Origin of the sequence: Thioalkalivibrio sp. ALE31, assembly GCF_000377405.1 — a bacterium.
Taxonomy (GTDB): domain Bacteria; phylum Pseudomonadota; class Gammaproteobacteria; order Ectothiorhodospirales; family Ectothiorhodospiraceae; genus Thioalkalivibrio.
The window spans coordinates 384,400-400,293 of record NZ_KB905022.1 but is presented as its reverse complement, the minus strand read 5'-3'; the positions used below and the strand labels follow the sequence as shown (position 1 = coordinate 400,293).

Annotated in this window: 17 protein-coding genes; 8 read left to right on the top strand and 9 right to left on the bottom strand. The window is 66.6% G+C overall.

Features of this window, described 5'->3' with window-relative positions:
• Positions 1 to 118: 118 nt before the first annotated feature.
• Positions 119 to 1,945 (bottom strand): excinuclease ABC subunit UvrC, encoded by a 1,827-nt coding sequence (gene uvrC, locus D103_RS0107750; RefSeq protein ID WP_018866179.1) that lies wholly within the window; start codon positions 1,943 to 1,945, stop codon positions 119 to 121.
• Between the two features lie 134 nt (positions 1,946 to 2,079).
• On the opposite strand from uvrC, the gene D103_RS0107745 reads away from it, so the two are divergent.
• Both D103_RS0107745 and D103_RS0107740 read left to right on the top strand, forming a co-directional pair.
• The gene (locus D103_RS0107745; protein WP_018876411.1) at positions 2,080 to 2,280 is read left to right on the top strand and encodes a DUF2281 domain-containing protein; all 201 of its coding nucleotides are present in this window, start codon (positions 2,080 to 2,082) and stop codon (positions 2,278 to 2,280) included.
• Positions 2,270 to 2,602, top strand: a complete 333-nt coding sequence (locus D103_RS0107740; protein WP_018876410.1) for a type II toxin-antitoxin system PemK/MazF family toxin — start codon at positions 2,270 to 2,272, stop codon at positions 2,600 to 2,602. The genes D103_RS0107745 and D103_RS0107740 overlap by 11 nt, the downstream gene beginning before the upstream one ends.
• Before the next feature lie 172 nt (positions 2,603 to 2,774).
• Here D103_RS0107740 and D103_RS0107735 read toward each other — a convergent pair whose 3' ends face one another.
• The 6 genes from D103_RS0107735 to D103_RS0107710 all read right to left on the bottom strand — a co-directional run bounded on the left by D103_RS0107735 (position 2,775) and on the right by D103_RS0107710 (position 6,892).
• Positions 2,775 to 3,416 carry a uracil-DNA glycosylase gene (locus D103_RS0107735; protein ID WP_018876409.1) on the bottom strand — a complete coding sequence of 214 codons (642 nt, stop codon included), beginning with the start codon at positions 3,414 to 3,416 and terminating at the stop codon, positions 2,775 to 2,777.
• The gene (locus D103_RS0107730) at positions 3,406 to 3,882 is read right to left on the bottom strand and encodes a CYTH domain-containing protein (RefSeq protein ID WP_018866175.1); all 477 of its coding nucleotides are present in this window, start codon (positions 3,880 to 3,882) and stop codon (positions 3,406 to 3,408) included. Before D103_RS0107730 ends, D103_RS0107735 begins: the two co-directional genes overlap by 11 nt.
• Before the next feature lie 91 nt (positions 3,883 to 3,973).
• Positions 3,974 to 4,936, bottom strand: a complete 963-nt coding sequence (locus tag D103_RS0107725; RefSeq protein WP_018866174.1) for a beta-ketoacyl-ACP synthase III — start codon at positions 4,934 to 4,936, stop codon at positions 3,974 to 3,976.
• Positions 4,933 to 5,961 (bottom strand): phosphate acyltransferase PlsX, encoded by a 1,029-nt coding sequence (plsX, locus tag D103_RS0107720; protein WP_018876408.1) that lies wholly within the window; start codon positions 5,959 to 5,961, stop codon positions 4,933 to 4,935. Before plsX ends, D103_RS0107725 begins: the two co-directional genes overlap by 4 nt.
• A gap of 99 nt (positions 5,962 to 6,060) precedes the next feature.
• On the bottom strand, positions 6,061 to 6,258 hold the full coding sequence (gene rpmF, locus D103_RS0107715) for a 50S ribosomal protein L32 (protein ID WP_017942094.1): 198 nt from the start codon (positions 6,256 to 6,258) through the stop codon (positions 6,061 to 6,063).
• A 109-nt stretch (positions 6,259 to 6,367) separates the two neighbouring features.
• Positions 6,368 to 6,892, bottom strand: a complete 525-nt coding sequence (locus tag D103_RS0107710; protein ID WP_018876407.1) for a DUF177 domain-containing protein — start codon at positions 6,890 to 6,892, stop codon at positions 6,368 to 6,370.
• A gap of 154 nt (positions 6,893 to 7,046) precedes the next feature.
• Here D103_RS0107710 and D103_RS0107705 point away from each other — a divergent pair, with 154 nt between their 5' ends.
• Genes D103_RS0107705 through D103_RS0107695 form a run of 3 tightly spaced genes read left to right on the top strand, consistent with a single transcriptional unit; the run spans position 7,047 to position 10,926 of the window.
• The gene (locus tag D103_RS0107705) at positions 7,047 to 8,465 is read left to right on the top strand and encodes an acetyl-CoA carboxylase biotin carboxylase subunit (RefSeq protein WP_018876406.1); all 1,419 of its coding nucleotides are present in this window, start codon (positions 7,047 to 7,049) and stop codon (positions 8,463 to 8,465) included.
• 33 nt (positions 8,466 to 8,498) lie between these two features.
• A complete protein-coding gene (gene oadA / locus D103_RS0107700) occupies positions 8,499 to 10,331 on the top strand; it encodes a sodium-extruding oxaloacetate decarboxylase subunit alpha (protein ID WP_018876405.1) in 1,833 nt (610 codons plus the stop codon).
• Positions 10,324 to 10,926 (top strand): nucleoside triphosphate pyrophosphatase, encoded by a 603-nt coding sequence (locus D103_RS0107695; RefSeq protein WP_018876404.1) that lies wholly within the window; start codon positions 10,324 to 10,326, stop codon positions 10,924 to 10,926. The genes oadA and D103_RS0107695 overlap by 8 nt, the downstream gene beginning before the upstream one ends.
• A gap of 339 nt (positions 10,927 to 11,265) precedes the next feature.
• Here the strand turns inward: D103_RS0107695 and D103_RS0107690 are convergent, their stop codons facing one another.
• Entirely contained in the window at positions 11,266 to 11,850 is a 585-nt protein-coding gene (locus D103_RS0107690) for a bifunctional 2-polyprenyl-6-hydroxyphenol methylase/3-demethylubiquinol 3-O-methyltransferase UbiG (RefSeq protein ID WP_018876403.1), read from the bottom strand.
• A 457-nt stretch (positions 11,851 to 12,307) separates the two neighbouring features.
• On the opposite strand from D103_RS0107690, the gene D103_RS0107685 reads away from it, so the two are divergent.
• The 3 genes from D103_RS0107685 (at position 12,308) to D103_RS0107675 (ending at position 13,896) form a co-directional block, all read left to right on the top strand.
• On the top strand, positions 12,308 to 13,150 hold the full coding sequence (locus D103_RS0107685; RefSeq protein WP_018866167.1) for an ion transporter: 843 nt from the start codon (positions 12,308 to 12,310) through the stop codon (positions 13,148 to 13,150).
• Positions 13,151 to 13,241: 91 nt separating this feature from the next.
• A complete protein-coding gene (locus tag D103_RS0107680) occupies positions 13,242 to 13,469 on the top strand; it encodes a type II toxin-antitoxin system Phd/YefM family antitoxin (protein ID WP_017942101.1) in 228 nt (75 codons plus the stop codon).
• On the top strand, positions 13,456 to 13,896 hold the full coding sequence (locus D103_RS0107675; RefSeq protein WP_018876402.1) for a type II toxin-antitoxin system VapC family toxin: 441 nt from the start codon (positions 13,456 to 13,458) through the stop codon (positions 13,894 to 13,896). The genes D103_RS0107680 and D103_RS0107675 overlap by 14 nt, the downstream gene beginning before the upstream one ends.
• Before the next feature lie 212 nt (positions 13,897 to 14,108).
• On the opposite strand, the gene D103_RS0107670 is transcribed toward D103_RS0107675, so the two are convergent.
• The gene (locus D103_RS0107670) at positions 14,109 to 15,794 is read right to left on the bottom strand and encodes a 2-isopropylmalate synthase (RefSeq protein WP_018876401.1); all 1,686 of its coding nucleotides are present in this window, start codon (positions 15,792 to 15,794) and stop codon (positions 14,109 to 14,111) included.
• Between the last annotated feature and the right edge of the window lie 100 nt (positions 15,795 to 15,894).

Here is a 15,894-nt window from a genome sequence, read left to right as displayed (position 1 = left end):
AGGTTCCCCGATCCTGCGTTGCGGCACTTGCCGGTAGAACCACTACCGGCTGCGCACCGCGCCTTGTCTCGGAAAACCTGAGGTGCCAACGCGAGCGTGCACATTGATCAGTGTTTCCTTAACTCTCGTGAAACTGGTCGTAGATCGACTGCGCGAGGCGTCGATGGATCCCCGGCACCTTGGTCAGCTCCTCGACCCCGGCCCGGCTGACGCCCCGCAGACCGCCGAAGTGCTTCAGCAGCGCGCTGCGCCGCTTCGGCCCCAGCCCCGGAATGGCCTCCAGAGTCGATTCCTTGCGCGCCTTCGCGCGGCGGGCGCGGTGCCCGGTGATCGCGAACCGATGGGCCTCGTCGCGGATCTGCTGGATCAGATGCAGCGCGCCGGAATGCGCGGGGAGTATAGAGGGCGCCTCTACCCCGCTCAATATCAGCGTTTCCATCCCCGGCTTGCGCTCCTCGCCCTTGGCCACGCCCACCACCTTGATGTGGTCCAGCCCGAGATCCGCCAGCACATTCAGCGCCTGCGTCACCTGGCCCTTGCCGCCATCGATGAACAGGATATCCGGTTCCTGGCCCTCGCCCTTCTTCAGCCGTGCGAACCGCCGGCTGAGCGCCTGGTGCATGGCCGCATAGTCATCCCCCGGCTCGATCCCCTCGATATTGAAGCGGCGGTAGTCCGACTTGATCGGCCCCTCCGGCCCGAACACCACGCAGGAGGCCACGGTGCCCTCGCCCCCGGTGTGCGAGATATCGAAGCACTCCATGCGCCGGGGTGCCTCCTCCAGCCCCAGCTCGGCGGTCAGGGCATCCAGCCGCGCGGTCTGCCCGGCCTGGCTGGCGATGCGGGTCTTCAGCGCCAGCTCGGCGTTGCGCCGCGCCATGTCCAGCCAGCGGGCCCGCTCGCCGCGCAGCGACCACGCCAGCGCGACCTTCCCGCCACGACGTTCCGCCAGAAAGGCCTCCAGTGCCTCCGCACCCTGCGGCTCGTGCGAAAGCAGGATGCGCGCCGGAGGCTCGCGTTCCGCGTAGTACTGCGCCAGCACCGCGGCCATGATCTCGTCCGTATCCGTGGCCTCGGGCACGTTGGGGAACAGCTCGCTGTTGCCGAGATTCTGGCCATTGCGCACGAAGAAGATCTCCACCGCGCAGGCCCCCGCCTCCTGCGCCAGCGCGAATACGTCGGCATCGCCCTCGCCGCCCGAGACGAATTGCTGCTCGGAGATCTGGCGCAACCGCGCGATCTGGTCGCGCAGGCGCGCCGCGTGCTCGAAATCCAGGCGCGCGGAGGCCGCCTCCATGCGCTCCATCAATTCCGCGACCACCGCCTCGCTCTTGCCCTCGAGGAACTTGACCGAAGCCTCCACGTCGCGGGCGTAGTCCTCCGGCTCGATGTAGCCGACACAGGGGGCGGTGCAGCGCCCGATCTGGTACTGCAGGCAGGGGCGGGAACGATGCGCGAACACGCTGTCCTCGCACTGGCGCACCTGGAACAGCTTCTGCAGCAGCGCCAGGCTCTCGCGCACCGCCCCGGCCGAGGGGTACGGCCCGAAGTAACGCACGCCCTTCTTGCGCGCACCGCGGTGGAACCCGAGCCGGGGATACTCCTGGTTGGACACGTAGATGTAGGGGTAGCTCTTGTCGTCCCGCAGCAGCACGTTATAGCGCGGCCGGTGGCGCTTGATCAGGTTGGCCTCCAGCAGCAGGGCCTCGGCCTCGGTGTGCGTCACCGCCACACGGATATCCGCGATCTGCCGCACCATCGAGCGGATGCGCGGGCCGCGGTCATCGCTGCCACGGAAATAGCTGGCCACCCGGCTCTTCAGGTTTCGCGCCTTGCCGACATACAGCACCGCCCCCGACGCATCCAGCATCTGGTACACGCCGGGGGACTGCGTCAGCGACTGCAGAAAGGCCTTGTGATCGAATCCGGTCTCGGGGGTACTCATGATCGCATCAGGATACCGGAACTGCCCCACCCTCCGGCATAGCCCCGTGCGCAGCCGATACCATTCGGGATATCCTTGATGCCATTACTTATAAGTCTTCGCCACTCGAGGCGACGTACCGGGAGGACCGAGCCATGGATATCGCCGAACAGATCTATGAAGAGGTCAAACGCCTGCCCGAGCCCCTTTCGCGCGAAGTTCTGGACTTCATTGGTTATCTGGAATCCAAGCACGGTCTGAGTGACACGCCTGGCGAAGACATCAAGAAGGCCCAGGAAACTGCTCTCGGATCGATCTGGGAAAACCCCGAGGACGAGGTCTGGGATGACCGCTGAGCCGGGAGCTATCGTTGCCATCCCCTTTCCCTTTTCGGACCTGACCACTCGAAAACGCCGGCCTGTTCTCGTCCTCTCCGAGATCGATCGATTCGGCGATTTCGCTGCGCTCGCCGTCACTTCGTCGCCAAACCAGACTCATGCAATAGAAGTGAACCCGAACATGTTGCTGGAGGGTTCACTTCCCAAGACCAGCTGGGTTCGCTACGACAAGATCTTCACGCTCAGTAGCCGTCTGATCACTCATCAATACGCGAAGCTCGACGCACAAACCATTGATGGGATCCGGGCGCATTTCTGCCGCCATTTCCATTGCCCGTAGGCGGGGAGCTCGGCCCTGCCCGTAAACTGACCGATTGCCACGGCCCCTGCGGGGCCTCGCAATGACAGGGAAAGGACAGCGTCATCGCGAGCGCCGCAGGCGCGTGGCGATCCGGGCGGCCAGCCCGGACGCCGGCCCTGGGGGCGCCGGGCAGACCTTCCGGGCCGGAAGGCTAACCGAGGTGGCTGCGGACCCGGGCAAACAGCTCGTGGAACATCGCCGGGGTCAGGCGGCGGGTCTGCGTGTTGTAGCGCGAGCAGTGGTAGGAGTCGATCAGGCGGGTGTTCGCGTCCAGTTCGTGCTCGGCACCGTGGGCGAAGCGCAGGCTGGACAGCGGCAGACCCTTGGCCCGGAGGATGGCGTCGTGGGCGATCTTGCCCAGCGCCAGGATCACCCGCGGCCGCACGGCCGTCATCTCGGCCGCGAGGAAGCCGTTGCAGGTACGGATCTCCTCCGTGGTGGGCTTGTTCTGCGGCGGCAGGCATTTGACCGCGTTGGTGATGCGGCAGTCGATCAGCTCCAGGCCATCGTCCGCCCTGGTACTCTCCGGCGCACTGGCGAAGCCGTGCTCGTGTAGCGTCTCGTACAGCAGGACGCCGGCATAGTCGCCGGTGAACGGGCGCCCGGTGGCATTGGCGCCATGCATCCCGGGCGCCAGGCCGACAATCAGCAGCCGCGCATCCAGCGGCCCGAACGAGGGCACCGGGGCGGCATGGTAGTCGGCGTGCTTGTCGCGAACCTCCTCGAGGAAGGCCGCCAGGCGCGGACAGGCGCGGCAGTCCGCGCGAAAGATCGCGCCCGGTTCAGGAGGCATCCGGCCACTCGCGGTAGGGGTTCCGCGCCAGCTCGGTGTTGTAGTAGCGCGGGTCGTGCGAGACCTCGTCGCCCAGCCACTCGGGACGCGGGAACTCGGCATCGCTGCTCGGGAGCTCCAGTTCCGCGACGATCAGCCCGGCGTTGGCGCCTTCGAACACGTCGATCTCGTACTCCCAGCCCTGGACGTCCACCCAGTACCGGGTCTTTTCCACCTGGGGTCCGGCAAGGGTATCCAGCAGGCGATGCGCCTCGTCCACCGGGATGTCGTACTGGTATTCGTCGCGCTCCACGCCGAGGGTCGCGCTCTTGATGTTGAGGTTGGCGCCCTCCTCGTCCACCCGCACGCGGATGGAGGCGCGATCGTTGCCACACAGGTAGCCCTGGCGCATGTACTGCGAGCGCACCACGCCTTCGCGCCAGGCATCACTGGCCAGCAGGAACTTGCGTTCGATCTCGCGCCCCATGTCGTCGACTCCCGTCTTGCGGCGAACCGCCGGGTGAATCCTGTGGGAGCCTGCCTGCAGGCGAAGCCCCCGCCCAAGTCTGATGCGTGCGCTACATCCGGATCAGCGCGGAACCCCAGGTGAAGCCGCCGCCGAAGGCCTCGGTCAGGATCAGGTCGCCCCGCTTGATGCGGCCATCGCGCACGGCGGTGTCCAGCGCCAGCGGGATCGAGGCGGCCGAGGTATTGCCGTGGCGGTCCACCGTGACCACCACGTTGTCCATGGACATGTTCAGCTTCTTCGCGGTCGCCTGGATGATGCGGATATTCGCCTGATGCGGCACCAGCCAGTCCAGTTCGGACTTGTCGATGCCGTTGTATTCCAGAGTCTCGTCAACGATCTGGTCCAGTGTGTTCACCGCGACCCGGAAGACCGCGCGGCCCTCCATGCGGATGAATTCCAGATCGGGATTGTCATTCGGCTGGGAGACGCCACCCGGGACCTCCAGCAGGCCCTTGTGATGGCCGTCGGCATGCAGGTGGGTGGAGATAATTCCCGGGTCGGGGGAGCGCGACAGCACCACAGCCCCCGCGCCATCGCCCCACAGGATGCAGTTGCCGCGGTCGGTGTAGTCGGTGATGCGCGAAAGCGTCTCGGCCCCGACCACCAGCACATGGCGGATCTCGTCGCTCTGCATGAAGCGGTCGGCGGTCGCCAGCGCGTACACAAAACCGCTGCACACCGCCTGGATGTCGAACGCCGGACAGCCGCCCACGCCCAGCTTGGCCTGCAGGATGCACGCCGTGCTGGGGAAAATCTGGTCCGGGGTCGTGGTCGCCACCAGGATCAGGTCGAGATCGGCGGCCCGAATGCCGGCGGCATCCAGCGCCCTTTCCGCGGCCTTCAGCGCCAGGTCCGAGGTGACCTCGTTCTCCGCCACGATGTGGCGCTCGCGGATGCCGGTGCGTTCGCGGATCCAGGCATCCGAGGTGTCGACCATCGCCTCCAGTTCGGCATTGGTCAGGATGCGCTCGGGCAGGTAGCTGCCGGTGCCGCTGATACGTGCATGCTTCACTCGCTGTTCTCCTGCCCAAGGAGCTGGCCCAGCTGCTTGTCGATCCGCCGCGAGATGTTCGCCTCCGCCTCGATGCGAGCGATGCGGATCGCATGCTCGAAGGCGAGTTCGTCGGCACTTCCGTGACTCTTGATGACCACGCCCTGCAGGCCCAGCAGCGAGGCCCCGTTGTAGCGGCGGTGGTCGAAGCGATGACGCAGCCGCCGCAGTACCGGCAGGGCGAACAGTCCGGCCAGGCGCGAATACAGCGAGGCGCGGAATTCCGCCTTCATGTTCGAGGAGATCATCCGGGCCACGCCCTCGCTGGTTTTCAGCGCGACATTGCCCACGAACCCGTCGCAGACGACCACGTCCACATCGCCGCAGTAGACATCGTTGCCCTCGACAAAGCCAATGTAGTTCAGGCTGGATTCTTCCAGCATACGCCCGGCCTCGCGCACCCGGTCGTTGCCCTTGATCGCCTCGGAGCCGATGTTGAGCAGGCCCACGCGCGGGGCCTCCAGGCCATCCACGGCGTTCGCCAGCACCGAGCCCATCACCGCGAACTGGTACAGATGCGCGGCCTCGACATCCACATTCGCGCCCAGATCGAGCATGTGGGTGTGCCCTTCCATCGACGGCAATGCCGTGGCAATGGCCGGGCGGTCGATACCGGGAAGGGTCTTCAGCACATAGCGGGCAGTGGCCATCAGCCCACCGGTGTTGCCGGCGGAGACACAGGCCTGGGCCGCGCCGTTCTTGACCTGGTCGATGGCCACGCGCATGGAGGAGTCGCGCTTGGTGCGCAACGCCACGGCCGGCAGTTCCTCCATGCCCACGACCTGACTGGCGTGCACGATGTCGACGCGCTCGCGTTCACTGGCCGACCAGCCTGAGAGGCCCGATTCGATGGTGTCCTGGTCGCCCACCAGCAGCAGGCGGAAGTCATCCGCCACCTTGAGTGCGCGACGCGCCGCTGGCAGTACGACGGGGGCGCCGTGGTCACCGCCCATCACGTCCAGTGCGATGGTGAAGCTGGCAGTCATGCTCGAGTCCGACGACCGGCCGGGACAGAGCCGGATTCAAACGCGGAAAGGCCACGGTGCAAGCGCAGCCGTGGCCCCGGGACGGTCATTACCCGGACCTTAATCTTCGTCTTCGTCGACTTCGACGTCCTGCTGGATCACCTGGCGACCGCGATAGAAGCCATCGGGGGTCACGTGGTGACGACGATGGATCTCGCCGGTCGTCGGATCGGTGGACAGGGTGGCGCCCGTCAGCCCGTCATGGGAGCGGCGCATGTCACGCTTGGAACGGGTCTTGCGGCGTTGCTGAACAGCCATGATGCATCTCCAGATTGATCAGATTCCCGTGGCGACGGGAGTGAGCCCGGTATCAAAACGGGCGCAAGTATAACGGTTCGGCGGGGGCAATGCCCCGACCGCGTTCGCTTCACGGGTCGTCCCGGTCCGGGCCGCCCCCCTTTTTCAGTTGTTCCAGCACGGCAAACGGGTTCTCGCCGCGTTCGCCCTCGGTGAACTCGGGCGCCGCCGCCGGCTCGCAATCCGCGTGGCGCGGCACCAGCGGCCACGCCAGCAGGATCTCTTCCTCGATCCAGGCCGCGGGGCGCAACAGGCCGTCGGCCTCGAGTTCGACAAAATCGTCATCCTCGCTCATGCCGGCCGGCGTGCCCTCCGCCGGCAGCAGCACCGCATCCGCCTCCAGACGGAATTCCCACGCCAGCGGCTGCAGGCAGCGCTGGCAGGTCTGCCACAGCTCGCCGCTGATCACCCCGCTCAGACGCATCTCGTCCAGTGTCCCGCGTTCCAGCAGGAACTTCGCGTGCACCCGCAGCGGGTGTCCCGGCAACGCGTCGGCGCGCAGTCGCGGCAGGTCTTCGGGACGCAGGTCGCCCTCGAATTCGAGGTGCCGGGCACGCGGTTGCCACGGGTCCAGAGAGACGGGGATACGACTCATAACAAACTCTTGGGAAAACCGTTCGGGCCTCCCCGGAACGAGGGCGCGGAATATACGCGCGCGCGGGCGATCTGTCAAAGGGAAACAGAAACTTGCAGCCACCCCGAACGACGTCGATACTCGAGAAGTCATCGACCTGTCCGGGACCTTCCGTTTGATTCGCAAGCTGCTCATTGCCAACCGGGGCGAGATCGCCGTGCGCCTGATCCGGGCCTGCAGCGAACTGGGCATCATCTCGGTCGCCGTGTACACGGACGCCGACCGCCACGCCCTGCATGTAAAGAAGGCGGACGAGGCCTACGCCATCGGCCCCGACTCCATGGGCGGGTACCTCAGTATTCACCGTCTGATCAGCGTCGCGCGCGCCGCCAGCTGCGACGCCATCCACCCGGGCTATGGCTTCCTCTCGGAGAACCCCGACTTCGCCGCCGCCTGCGCCGCGCGTAACCTGATCTGGGTCGGCCCGGACGCCACGGTCATCCGCCGCATGGGCGACAAGGTCGCCGCACGCCGGGCGATGATCGAGGCCGGTGTGCCGGTCACGCCCGGCTCCGAGGGCAACCTGGAGGACGTCGCGGCCGCGCTCGAGGTCGCCGAGCGCATCGGCTACCCAGTCATGCTGAAGGCCACCTCCGGCGGCGGCGGACGCGGGATCCGCCTGTGCGAGGATGCGCGCGCCCTGGAGCACAACTTCGAACGCGTGCGCTCGGAGGCCACCCGCGCCTTTGGCAGCACCGAGATCTTCCTGGAGAGGGCCGTGGTCAATCCGCGGCATATCGAGGTGCAGATCCTGGGCGATACCCACGGCCAGGCGATCCACCTGTTCGAGCGCGACTGCTCGGTCCAGCGGCGCCACCAGAAGCTGGTGGAGATCGCGCCCTCGCCGCAGTTGACCGACGCCCAGCGCGACCATCTGGGCGAGCTCGCCGTGCGGGCCGCGAAGGCCGTCGGCTATCAGAACGCGGGGACCGTCGAGTTCCTGATGGACTCGAACGATTCCTTTTATTTCATGGAGATGAACACCCGTCTTCAGGTAGAACATCCGGTAACCGAGATGATCACCGGGGTGGACATCGTGCAGGAGCAGCTGCGCATCGCCGCCGGCGAACCCCTGCGCTATGCCCAGTCCGACATCACCCGGCGCGGCTACGCGATGGAGTTCCGCATCAACGCGGAGGATCCGAAGAACGACTTCCTGCCGAGCTTCGGCCGCATCACCCGCTACTTCGCCCCGGGAGGACCCGGCGTGCGCACCGACGGGGCGATCTACACGGGCTACACCATCCCGCCGCATTACGACTCGATGTGCGCCAAGCTGATCTGCTGGGCCCTGGAGTGGGATGACCTGCTGGCCCGCGCCAACCGTGCGCTACGCGATATGGGCGTATTCGGCGTCAAGACGACCATCCCCTTCCACCTGGCGATCGTCGACCATCCGGTGTTCCGCAGTGGCCACTTCGACACCGGATTTGTCGCGGCGCACCCCGAGCTCACGCACTTCCCCGGCAAGCGCTCGGATCGCCAGCTCGCGGTGGCCGTCGCGGCCGCCCTCGCCGCTCACCACGGGTTGTAGACCCCAGCCCGCCGCACGGACACCGGAATGACCATGGATCGAGTTCACATCACCGATGTCACCCTGCGCGATGGCCACCAGAGCCTGATCGCCACGCGCATGCGCACCGAGGACATGCTGCCGATCTGCGAGCAGATGGACGCCATTGGCTTCCACTCGCTGGAGGTCTGGGGCGGCGCGACCTTCGATGCCTGCGTGCGCTTCTTGAAGGAAGACCCCTGGGAGCGCCTGCATCAGCTGAAGGCCGCGCTGCCGAACACCCCGCTACAGATGCTGCTGCGCGGCCAGAACCTGCTGGGCTACCGCCATTACGCCGACGACGTGGTCCGCGCCTTCGTCGAGCGCTCGGTCGCCGGCGGCATCGACATCATCCGCATCTTCGACGCGATGAACGACGCCCGGAACCTGCGCACCGCGATCGAGGCTACCCGCGAGGCCGGCGGCCATGCCCAGGGCACACTTTGCTACACCACTGGCCCGGTGCATTCGGCCACACAATTCGTCGCCCTGGGACGCGAGCTGGTCGCCATGGGCGCGCAGAGCATCGCAATCAAGGACATGGCCGGGCTGCTCACGCCAACCGCCACCCGCGAGCTGGTCACCGAGCTGGTGGATGCCCTGGACGTGCCGGTCCACCTGCATGCCCACGCCACCTCCGGTCTGTCCGAGCTGTGCCACTGGCAGGCCATCGAGGCCGGTTGCCGGCATATCGAGACCGCGATCTCCGCCTTCGCCGGCGGTACCAGCCACCCGCCGACCGAGAGCATGGTCGCCGCGCTGGCCGGTACCGGGCACGACACCGGGCTGGACCTCGTCGCGCTACAGCGGATCGGGATGTACTTCCACGAGGTGCGCAAGAAGTACCAGCGCTTCGAGAGCGAATACACCGGCATCGACACCCGCGTCCAGGTCAACCAGGTGCCCGGCGGGATGATCTCCAACCTGGCCAACCAGCTGCGCGACCAGAACGCGCTGGATCGCTTCGACGCGGTACTGGAAGAGATCCCCCGGGTGCGCGAAGACCTCGGCTATCCGCCCCTGGTGACGCCCACCTCGCAGATCGTCGGCACGCAGGCGGTGATGAACGTACTGGCCGGCGAGCGCTACAAGACCATCACCAACGAGGTGAAGCAGTACCTGACCGGGCACTACGGCCGTGCACCGGGCCCCATCAACGCCGTGGTGCGGCAACAGGCCATCGGCAATGCCGAGGTCATCGACAGCCGCCCGGCCGACCTCCTGCCCCCGGAGATGGACTCGCTGGCCGCCGAGATCGGCGAACTGGCCCGCGGGCCGGAGGACGTGCTGACCTTCGCCCTGTTCCCCGAGGTGGGGCGCCAGTTCCTGCAACAACGCCACGACGGCACGCTCGAGCCGGAACCGCTGAACCTCCCGGAGAACACCCAGGCGGGCTGCCCGGCCCCGGTGGAGTTCAACGTGACCTTCCACGGCGAGACCTACCACATCCAGGTAACCGGCTCCGGCCACCATCGGGAGGACACTCGTCCGATGTACGTGACGGTCGACGGCATGCCGGAAGAGGTCCAGATCGAGACCCTGGATACCATCGAGACCGCCAGTGGTGGCCATGCCGCGCCGAGCGGGGGTGGGAGCCGCAAGAAGTCGCGGCGCGCGACCCGCCCCGGCGACGTCACCACGTCGATGCCCGGTACCATCATCGACGTCCTGGTGGCCGAGGGCGACCACGTGGAGGCCGGGCAGCCGGTGCTGGTGCTGGAGGCCATGAAGATGGAATCCGAGATCGCCGCCCCCGTGTCCGGCACCGTCACTGCGGTGAACGTCGCCAAGGGGGCGGCCGCCAATCCCGACGATGCGCTGATCGAGATCGACCACGCCGATGACTGAGACCGCGCGCAAACTGGTCCTCGCCTCCACCTCGCCCTACCGCGCCGAACTGCTCGGGCGCCTGCGCCTGCCGTTCGAGACCGCCCGCCCGGAGGTGGACGAGACCCCCCGGCCTCACGAGCGCCCCGACGCCATGGTGACCCGCCTCGCCGAGGCCAAGGCCCGCGCCGTGGCCGATGCCTATCCCGACCACCTCGTGATCGGCTCCGACCAGAACGCCAGCCACGCCGACAGCATCCTCGGCAAGCCGGGCGACACGGGCCGCGCGGAGGCCCAGCTCGCGGCCCTGTCGGGCAAGACGGTGACCTTCCACACGGGCCTTTGCCTGCTGGACACCGCCACCGGCCAGGCGCGGACCGGCGAAGTCCCGTTTACCGTGACCTTCCGCGAACTGACCCCGGAGGAGATCCACCACTACGTGGCACTCGAGCAGCCGCTGGACTGCGCCGGCAGCTTCAAGTCGGAAGGGCTGGGTATCAGCCTGTTCGCGCGCATGCAAGGCGACGACCCGACCGCGCTGGTCGGCCTGCCGCTGATCACCCTGGGCGGGTGGCTGCGCGAGGCGGGCATCGCCGTCCCGCCCCGGCCCGCCTGAACCGGCCGCGCGCCCCGGGGCCTATCCCCAGTCCTGCCTTGGCTTATGGCCAGGGAGACGCTGATTGAATCGCGCGTTCGCGCTCGAGTCGCTTTTGCGTGCGAACAAGGCGCGGTGACTGCCGTGCAGTCATTCTGCACAAGGGAACCGCAACGCCGTGCGCGCGCCCGTTTTTGATCAACAACGGGCGGCCGAGCCCCGTCTTTCAATAGCTTATGGGGGTTGGCACCCCAGGTTCCCCGATCCTGCGTTGAGCCACTTGCGGGTAGAACCACTACCCGCTGCGCACCGAGCCTTGTCTCGGAAAATCTGGGGTACCAACGCGCACGCGCGATTCAATCAGCGTCTCCCTAGAATCTGCACGACGGCACCGCGCCCAGTGTGGAACTGCCCCTCGAGCACGTCGCGTTCGCGCTCCACGGCTTCCTCGAATTCGAGCCCGTCCAGCTCCTCGACCAGCGCGTCCCGCGTCATCATCAGCTCGGCTGTGGGCGGCCCGCCCGTCCCCCATTCCAGCTGCGCCGGGGTGTAGGCCTCGAGGATGAACACCCCGCCGGGTCGCAGCCCGGCAACCACCCCGGCATGCAGACGACGCCGGATCGGCGGCGGCACATGGCAGAAGATGGAGGTAATCAGATCCCAGGAATCCGGCTCGATCGCGTAATCCGCGAGATCCGCCACCAGGGTGTCAATCTGTACGCCGCGGTCCTCTGCCAGGCGCTGGGCCTTCTGCAGGCCAACGGCGGAGCTGTCCACCGCCAGCACCTCGAAGCCCTGCTGCGCCAGGAAGACGGCGTTGCGGCCTTCTCCCTCGCCCAGGCACAGGGCCTTCCCAGGTGGCACGTTGGCCACCGCGGTACGCAGGAAATCATTCGGCTCGGTGCCGTAGACGTACTCATCCGCCGCGTAGCGCGCGTCCCACATTCATCGTCTCCTCACGGTTGCAGCCAGGGTCCATCGGTCCACGCGTTTTACCACGCGCGGGGCAGAGACACAGGCTCCTGGGGAAACACTGATTAATGCACGCGCTCGCGCTCGAGTCGCTTTTGCGTGCGAACAAGGCGCGGTGACTGCCGTGCAGTCATTCTGCACAAGGGAACCGAAACGCCGTGCGCGCGCCCGTTTTTGATCAACAACGGGCGGCCGAGCCCCGACTTTCACTAGCTTGTGGGGGTTGGCACCCCAGGTTCCCCGATCCTGCGTTGCGCCGCTTGCGCGGTAGAACCGCTACCCGCTGCGCGACGCGCCTTGTCTCGGAAAACCTGGGGTGCCAACGCGAGCGGGTGCATTAATCAGTGTTTCCCTAGCGGGCGCGATTGCCGGAATGCGGCCTTTACCCTACTCTTGCGCCTCCCCGAGCACTGCGACGACTCCCGACACCATGAGCGAGACCCCCACGCTGCGCACGCGCCTGGAAGGCTTCATCGAGGCCCGGCTGACCCAGCGCTTCATCATCGGCCTGATCCTGCTGAACGCCCTGACCCTGGGGCTCGAGACCTCGGATACCGTGATGGGTTGGATGGGGCCGGTCATCCTGGCCGCGGACGCGATCATCCTGTCGCTCTTCACCGCCGAGGTGCTGGCCAAGCTGTTCGTCTACCGCCTGGCTTTCTGGCGCAACCCGTGGAACGTGTTCGACTTCTTCGTGGTGGGGATCGCGCTGATCCCCGCCTCCGGGCCATTCTCGGTGCTGCGCGTGCTGCGTCTGCTGCGCCTGGTGTCCATGGTGCCGAAGCTGCGCTTCATCGTGGAGGCGCTGCTACGGGCCATCCCCGGCATCGTCTCCATCATCGGACTGCTGCTACTGATCTTCTACGTGTTCGCGATCATCGCCACCGGATTGTTCAGCGAATCCTTTCCGCAGAAATTCGGCACCCTCGGCGCCACCATGTACAGCCTGTTCCAGGTAATGACGCTGGAGGGCTGGTCCGAGGATATCGCCCGCCCGGTGATGGAGGTCTACCCCTGGGCCTGGATATTCTTCGTGCCGTTCATCCTGATCGCCACGTTCACCGTGCTGAACCTGTTCATCGCGATCATCGTGGACGCCATGCAGCGCATGCATGATCGCGCGATGGAGATCGAACAGCAGATGATCCACGACAGCGTGCACGAGGAGAACCAGGCGCTGCACGCGGAGATCCACGAGATCCAGCAGGAAACCGCCAAGCTGCAGGAACGCCTGATCCGCATGCAGAACATGCTGGAGAAGCGGGTGAAGTAAACGCCTTTGCGTGCCCCAATGGGCCCCGTCATTGCCGGACGTACAGCCTCGTGCTTCAATATCAGAAAATGAAGCACACCTGAGGGGCGCCATGAAAGAGCTCAACGTCCGCGAGATGCGGGCCTCCATTGGGCACCTGGACGAAATCGTACAGGCGTCCGGCGAAATTACCATCACCCGTCACGGAAAACCCATTGCACGCGTCCTCCCCGTGCGTCGCGGGCGTCAGCGTCCCGACCACCACGAGCTTCGCCAACGCACCGCGCAACTGATTCCCTCGGAGACCCTCCTCAGGGAAGAGCGCGATGAGCGCGGATGAACGGTGCTACCTCGACACCAGTGCCCTGGGCAAGTGGTACCTGAACGAACCGGGCTCCGAGGCCTTTGTCGACTACCTGCAAAAAGTCGACGTCGCCATCATCAGTCGGCTGGTGGCCACGGAACTGCGGTCCCTGCTCGCACGGCGCCGGCGTATGGGCGAACTGCCGCAGGAGCTGGAAACGATCATCTTCGCCACCTTCCAGGACGACATCTCCAGTGCCTCGTTACAGCTCTATCCCTTCGATGATTCACTCTTCGAGGAAGCGACCAACCTGATCACCCGCTACCCCGAACACCCACTGCGGACACTGGACGCACTGCACATCGCAACCGCGCGGCATCACGAGATTCCAGTCATCGCCACCGCAGACAACGTCCTGGCGGACGCGGCTTCATCGATGGGCCTGATCGTTCGTCGATTCTGACGTCTCCGGCACCCGACGCGCCGGAGAAGTAAAGAGCCCGGGACGGAACCCGGCTGCGGCGCTCCGGCGCGGGCAGGGGCTTCGCCGCCAAGGCGGCTCCTACAAGACCACATCCCACCCCGGTAGGAGCCTGCTTGCAGGCGAAGCCCCTGCCAAAGCCAGACCCACCTCAACGCCCCCAGTGCGCCCGAGGGCGCACTGGGGCCGCGGGATCAGGCGTTAACGGCGGCCGGTTCGGCGGCGCGTTCGCCCAGGCGGCGACCAGTGGCATTGAGCACGGCCTGCAGCGTGGCGGCGGTCGTGTCCTCGCCCAGGGCGACGCCGACCGAGCGTTCGCCGTCCACCTGCACGTCCACCGCGGCCATGGCCCGCGCCTCGGTGCCGGACTCCATCGCGTGCTCATCGAAGTGGCTGACCTTCACCTCCACTCCGCGCTCGGCCTGCATCGCGGCGGTCAGGGCCTCGACCGCGCCGTGGCCCTCGCCCTGCAGGCGCGACTCGCGACCGGGCGGGCCCATGGTCGCGTCCAGCCGCACCACCGGACCTTCCTTCTCGATCTCGTAGCGCACCAGATCCCAGCCGGCGACCGGCGTCAGGTAATGCTGCTCGAACAGCTCGTGGATACGCTTCGAGGAGACCTCGATCTGCGAGGTCTCGGCATCCTTTTGCACGATGCGGGCAAACTCGATCGCCAGCCAGCGCGGCACCTCGATACCGTAATCGCGTTCCAGCACATGCGCCACGCCGCCCTTGCCGGACTGGCTGTTGATGCGCACGACCTCCTCGTAGCGCCGGCCCAGATCGCCCGGGTCGATCGGCAGGTAGGGCACGTTCCAGTGGCCGCCCTGCTCCTTGTAGTGCGCCAGGCCCTTGCGGATCGCATCCTGGTGGCTGCCGGAGAACGCGGTGTAGACCAGCTCGCCCGCCCACGGATGGCGCGGGTGGATGGGCATGTCGGTGCACTCCTTGTACACCTCCATCAGCCGTTCCATATCGGACAGGTCGATGGTCGGGTCGATCCCCTGCGAGTACAGGTTCATGCCGACGGTGACCAGGTCCATGTTGCCGGTGCGCTCGCCGTTGCCGAACAGCGTGCCTTCCAGGCGATCGGCCCCGGCCAGCAGGCCCAGCTCGGCCGCGGCCACGCCGGTGCCGCGGTCGTTGTGCGTATGCAGCGACACGCAGAAGTGCTCGCGGTACTGCACATGATCGCAGAACCACTCGACCTGGTCGGCGAAGACATTCGGCGTGGCCGACTCGACCGTGGCCGGCAGGTTGATCACGACCTTCTGGCCCTGGTCCGGGCGCCAGATCGCGTTCACCGCATCCACGACCTCGACCGCGTAGTCCAGCTCGGTGGTGGAGAAGCTCTCCGGCGAGTACTGGAAGATCCAGTCCGTCTGCGGGTACTTCGCCGCATAGTCGCGCACCCAGCGCGCGCCGTTCTCGGCGATGCCGCGGATACCGTCGCGGTCCATGCGGAAGACCTGCTCGCGCTGCGCCGGGTTGGTGGAGTTGTACACGTGCACCACCGCGCGCGGTGCGCCCTCCAGCGCCGCGAAGGTCTTCTGGATCAGATCCTCGCGCGCCTGCGTCAGCACCTGGATATACACGCCCTCGGGGATGCGGTCTTCGTCGATCAGGCGGCGGGTGAAGTCGTAGTCGATCTGCGAGGCAGAGGGGAACCCGATCTCGATCTCCGTCAGGCCGATATCCACCAGCACCTCGAAGAAGCGCATCTTCTGCTCGACGCTCATCGGGTGCACCAGCGCCTGGTTGCCGTCGCGCAGGTCCACCGCGCAGAAACGCGGCGCAACCGTGGTGCGCTTCGCCGGCCAGCGGCGATCCGCCTTGTCGATCGGCGGGAACGGGGCGTATTTGGTGTGATCGAAGGCCATGGTGCGCGTCTCCTGTAAGGGCGCGGCCCGGGCCGTACAATCGGCCGCCGCGCTGGGGATTTCTGTTTGTGCATTATCCTAACGCATTCATCCGGGCATA

Excerpts from the sequence above, each read along its gene's own strand:
- uvrC (WP_018866179.1), bottom strand. The coding sequence starts at position 1,945 with ATGAGTACCCCCGAGACCGGATTCGATCACAAGGCCTTTCTGCAGTCG.
- D103_RS0107745 (WP_018876411.1), top strand. The coding sequence starts at position 2,080 with ATGGATATCGCCGAACAGATCTATGAAGAGGTCAAACGCCTGCCCGAG.
- D103_RS0107740 (WP_018876410.1), top strand. The coding sequence starts at position 2,270 with ATGACCGCTGAGCCGGGAGCTATCGTTGCCATCCCCTTTCCCTTTTCG.
- D103_RS0107735 (WP_018876409.1), bottom strand. The coding sequence starts at position 3,416 with ATGCCTCCTGAACCGGGCGCGATCTTTCGCGCGGACTGCCGCGCCTGT.
- D103_RS0107730 (WP_018866175.1), bottom strand. The coding sequence starts at position 3,882 with ATGGGGCGCGAGATCGAACGCAAGTTCCTGCTGGCCAGTGATGCCTGG.
- plsX (WP_018876408.1), bottom strand. The coding sequence starts at position 5,961 with ATGACTGCCAGCTTCACCATCGCACTGGACGTGATGGGCGGTGACCAC.
- rpmF (WP_017942094.1), bottom strand. The coding sequence starts at position 6,258 with ATGGCTGTTCAGCAACGCCGCAAGACCCGTTCCAAGCGTGACATGCGC.
- D103_RS0107710 (WP_018876407.1), bottom strand. The coding sequence starts at position 6,892 with ATGAGTCGTATCCCCGTCTCTCTGGACCCGTGGCAACCGCGTGCCCGG.
- oadA (WP_018876405.1), top strand. The coding sequence starts at position 8,499 with ATGGATCGAGTTCACATCACCGATGTCACCCTGCGCGATGGCCACCAG.
- D103_RS0107695 (WP_018876404.1), top strand. The coding sequence starts at position 10,324 with ATGACTGAGACCGCGCGCAAACTGGTCCTCGCCTCCACCTCGCCCTAC.
- D103_RS0107690 (WP_018876403.1), bottom strand. The coding sequence starts at position 11,850 with ATGTGGGACGCGCGCTACGCGGCGGATGAGTACGTCTACGGCACCGAG.
- D103_RS0107685 (WP_018866167.1), top strand. The coding sequence starts at position 12,308 with ATGAGCGAGACCCCCACGCTGCGCACGCGCCTGGAAGGCTTCATCGAG.
- D103_RS0107680 (WP_017942101.1), top strand. The coding sequence starts at position 13,242 with ATGAAAGAGCTCAACGTCCGCGAGATGCGGGCCTCCATTGGGCACCTG.
- D103_RS0107675 (WP_018876402.1), top strand. The coding sequence starts at position 13,456 with ATGAGCGCGGATGAACGGTGCTACCTCGACACCAGTGCCCTGGGCAAG.
- D103_RS0107670 (WP_018876401.1), bottom strand. The coding sequence starts at position 15,794 with ATGGCCTTCGATCACACCAAATACGCCCCGTTCCCGCCGATCGACAAG.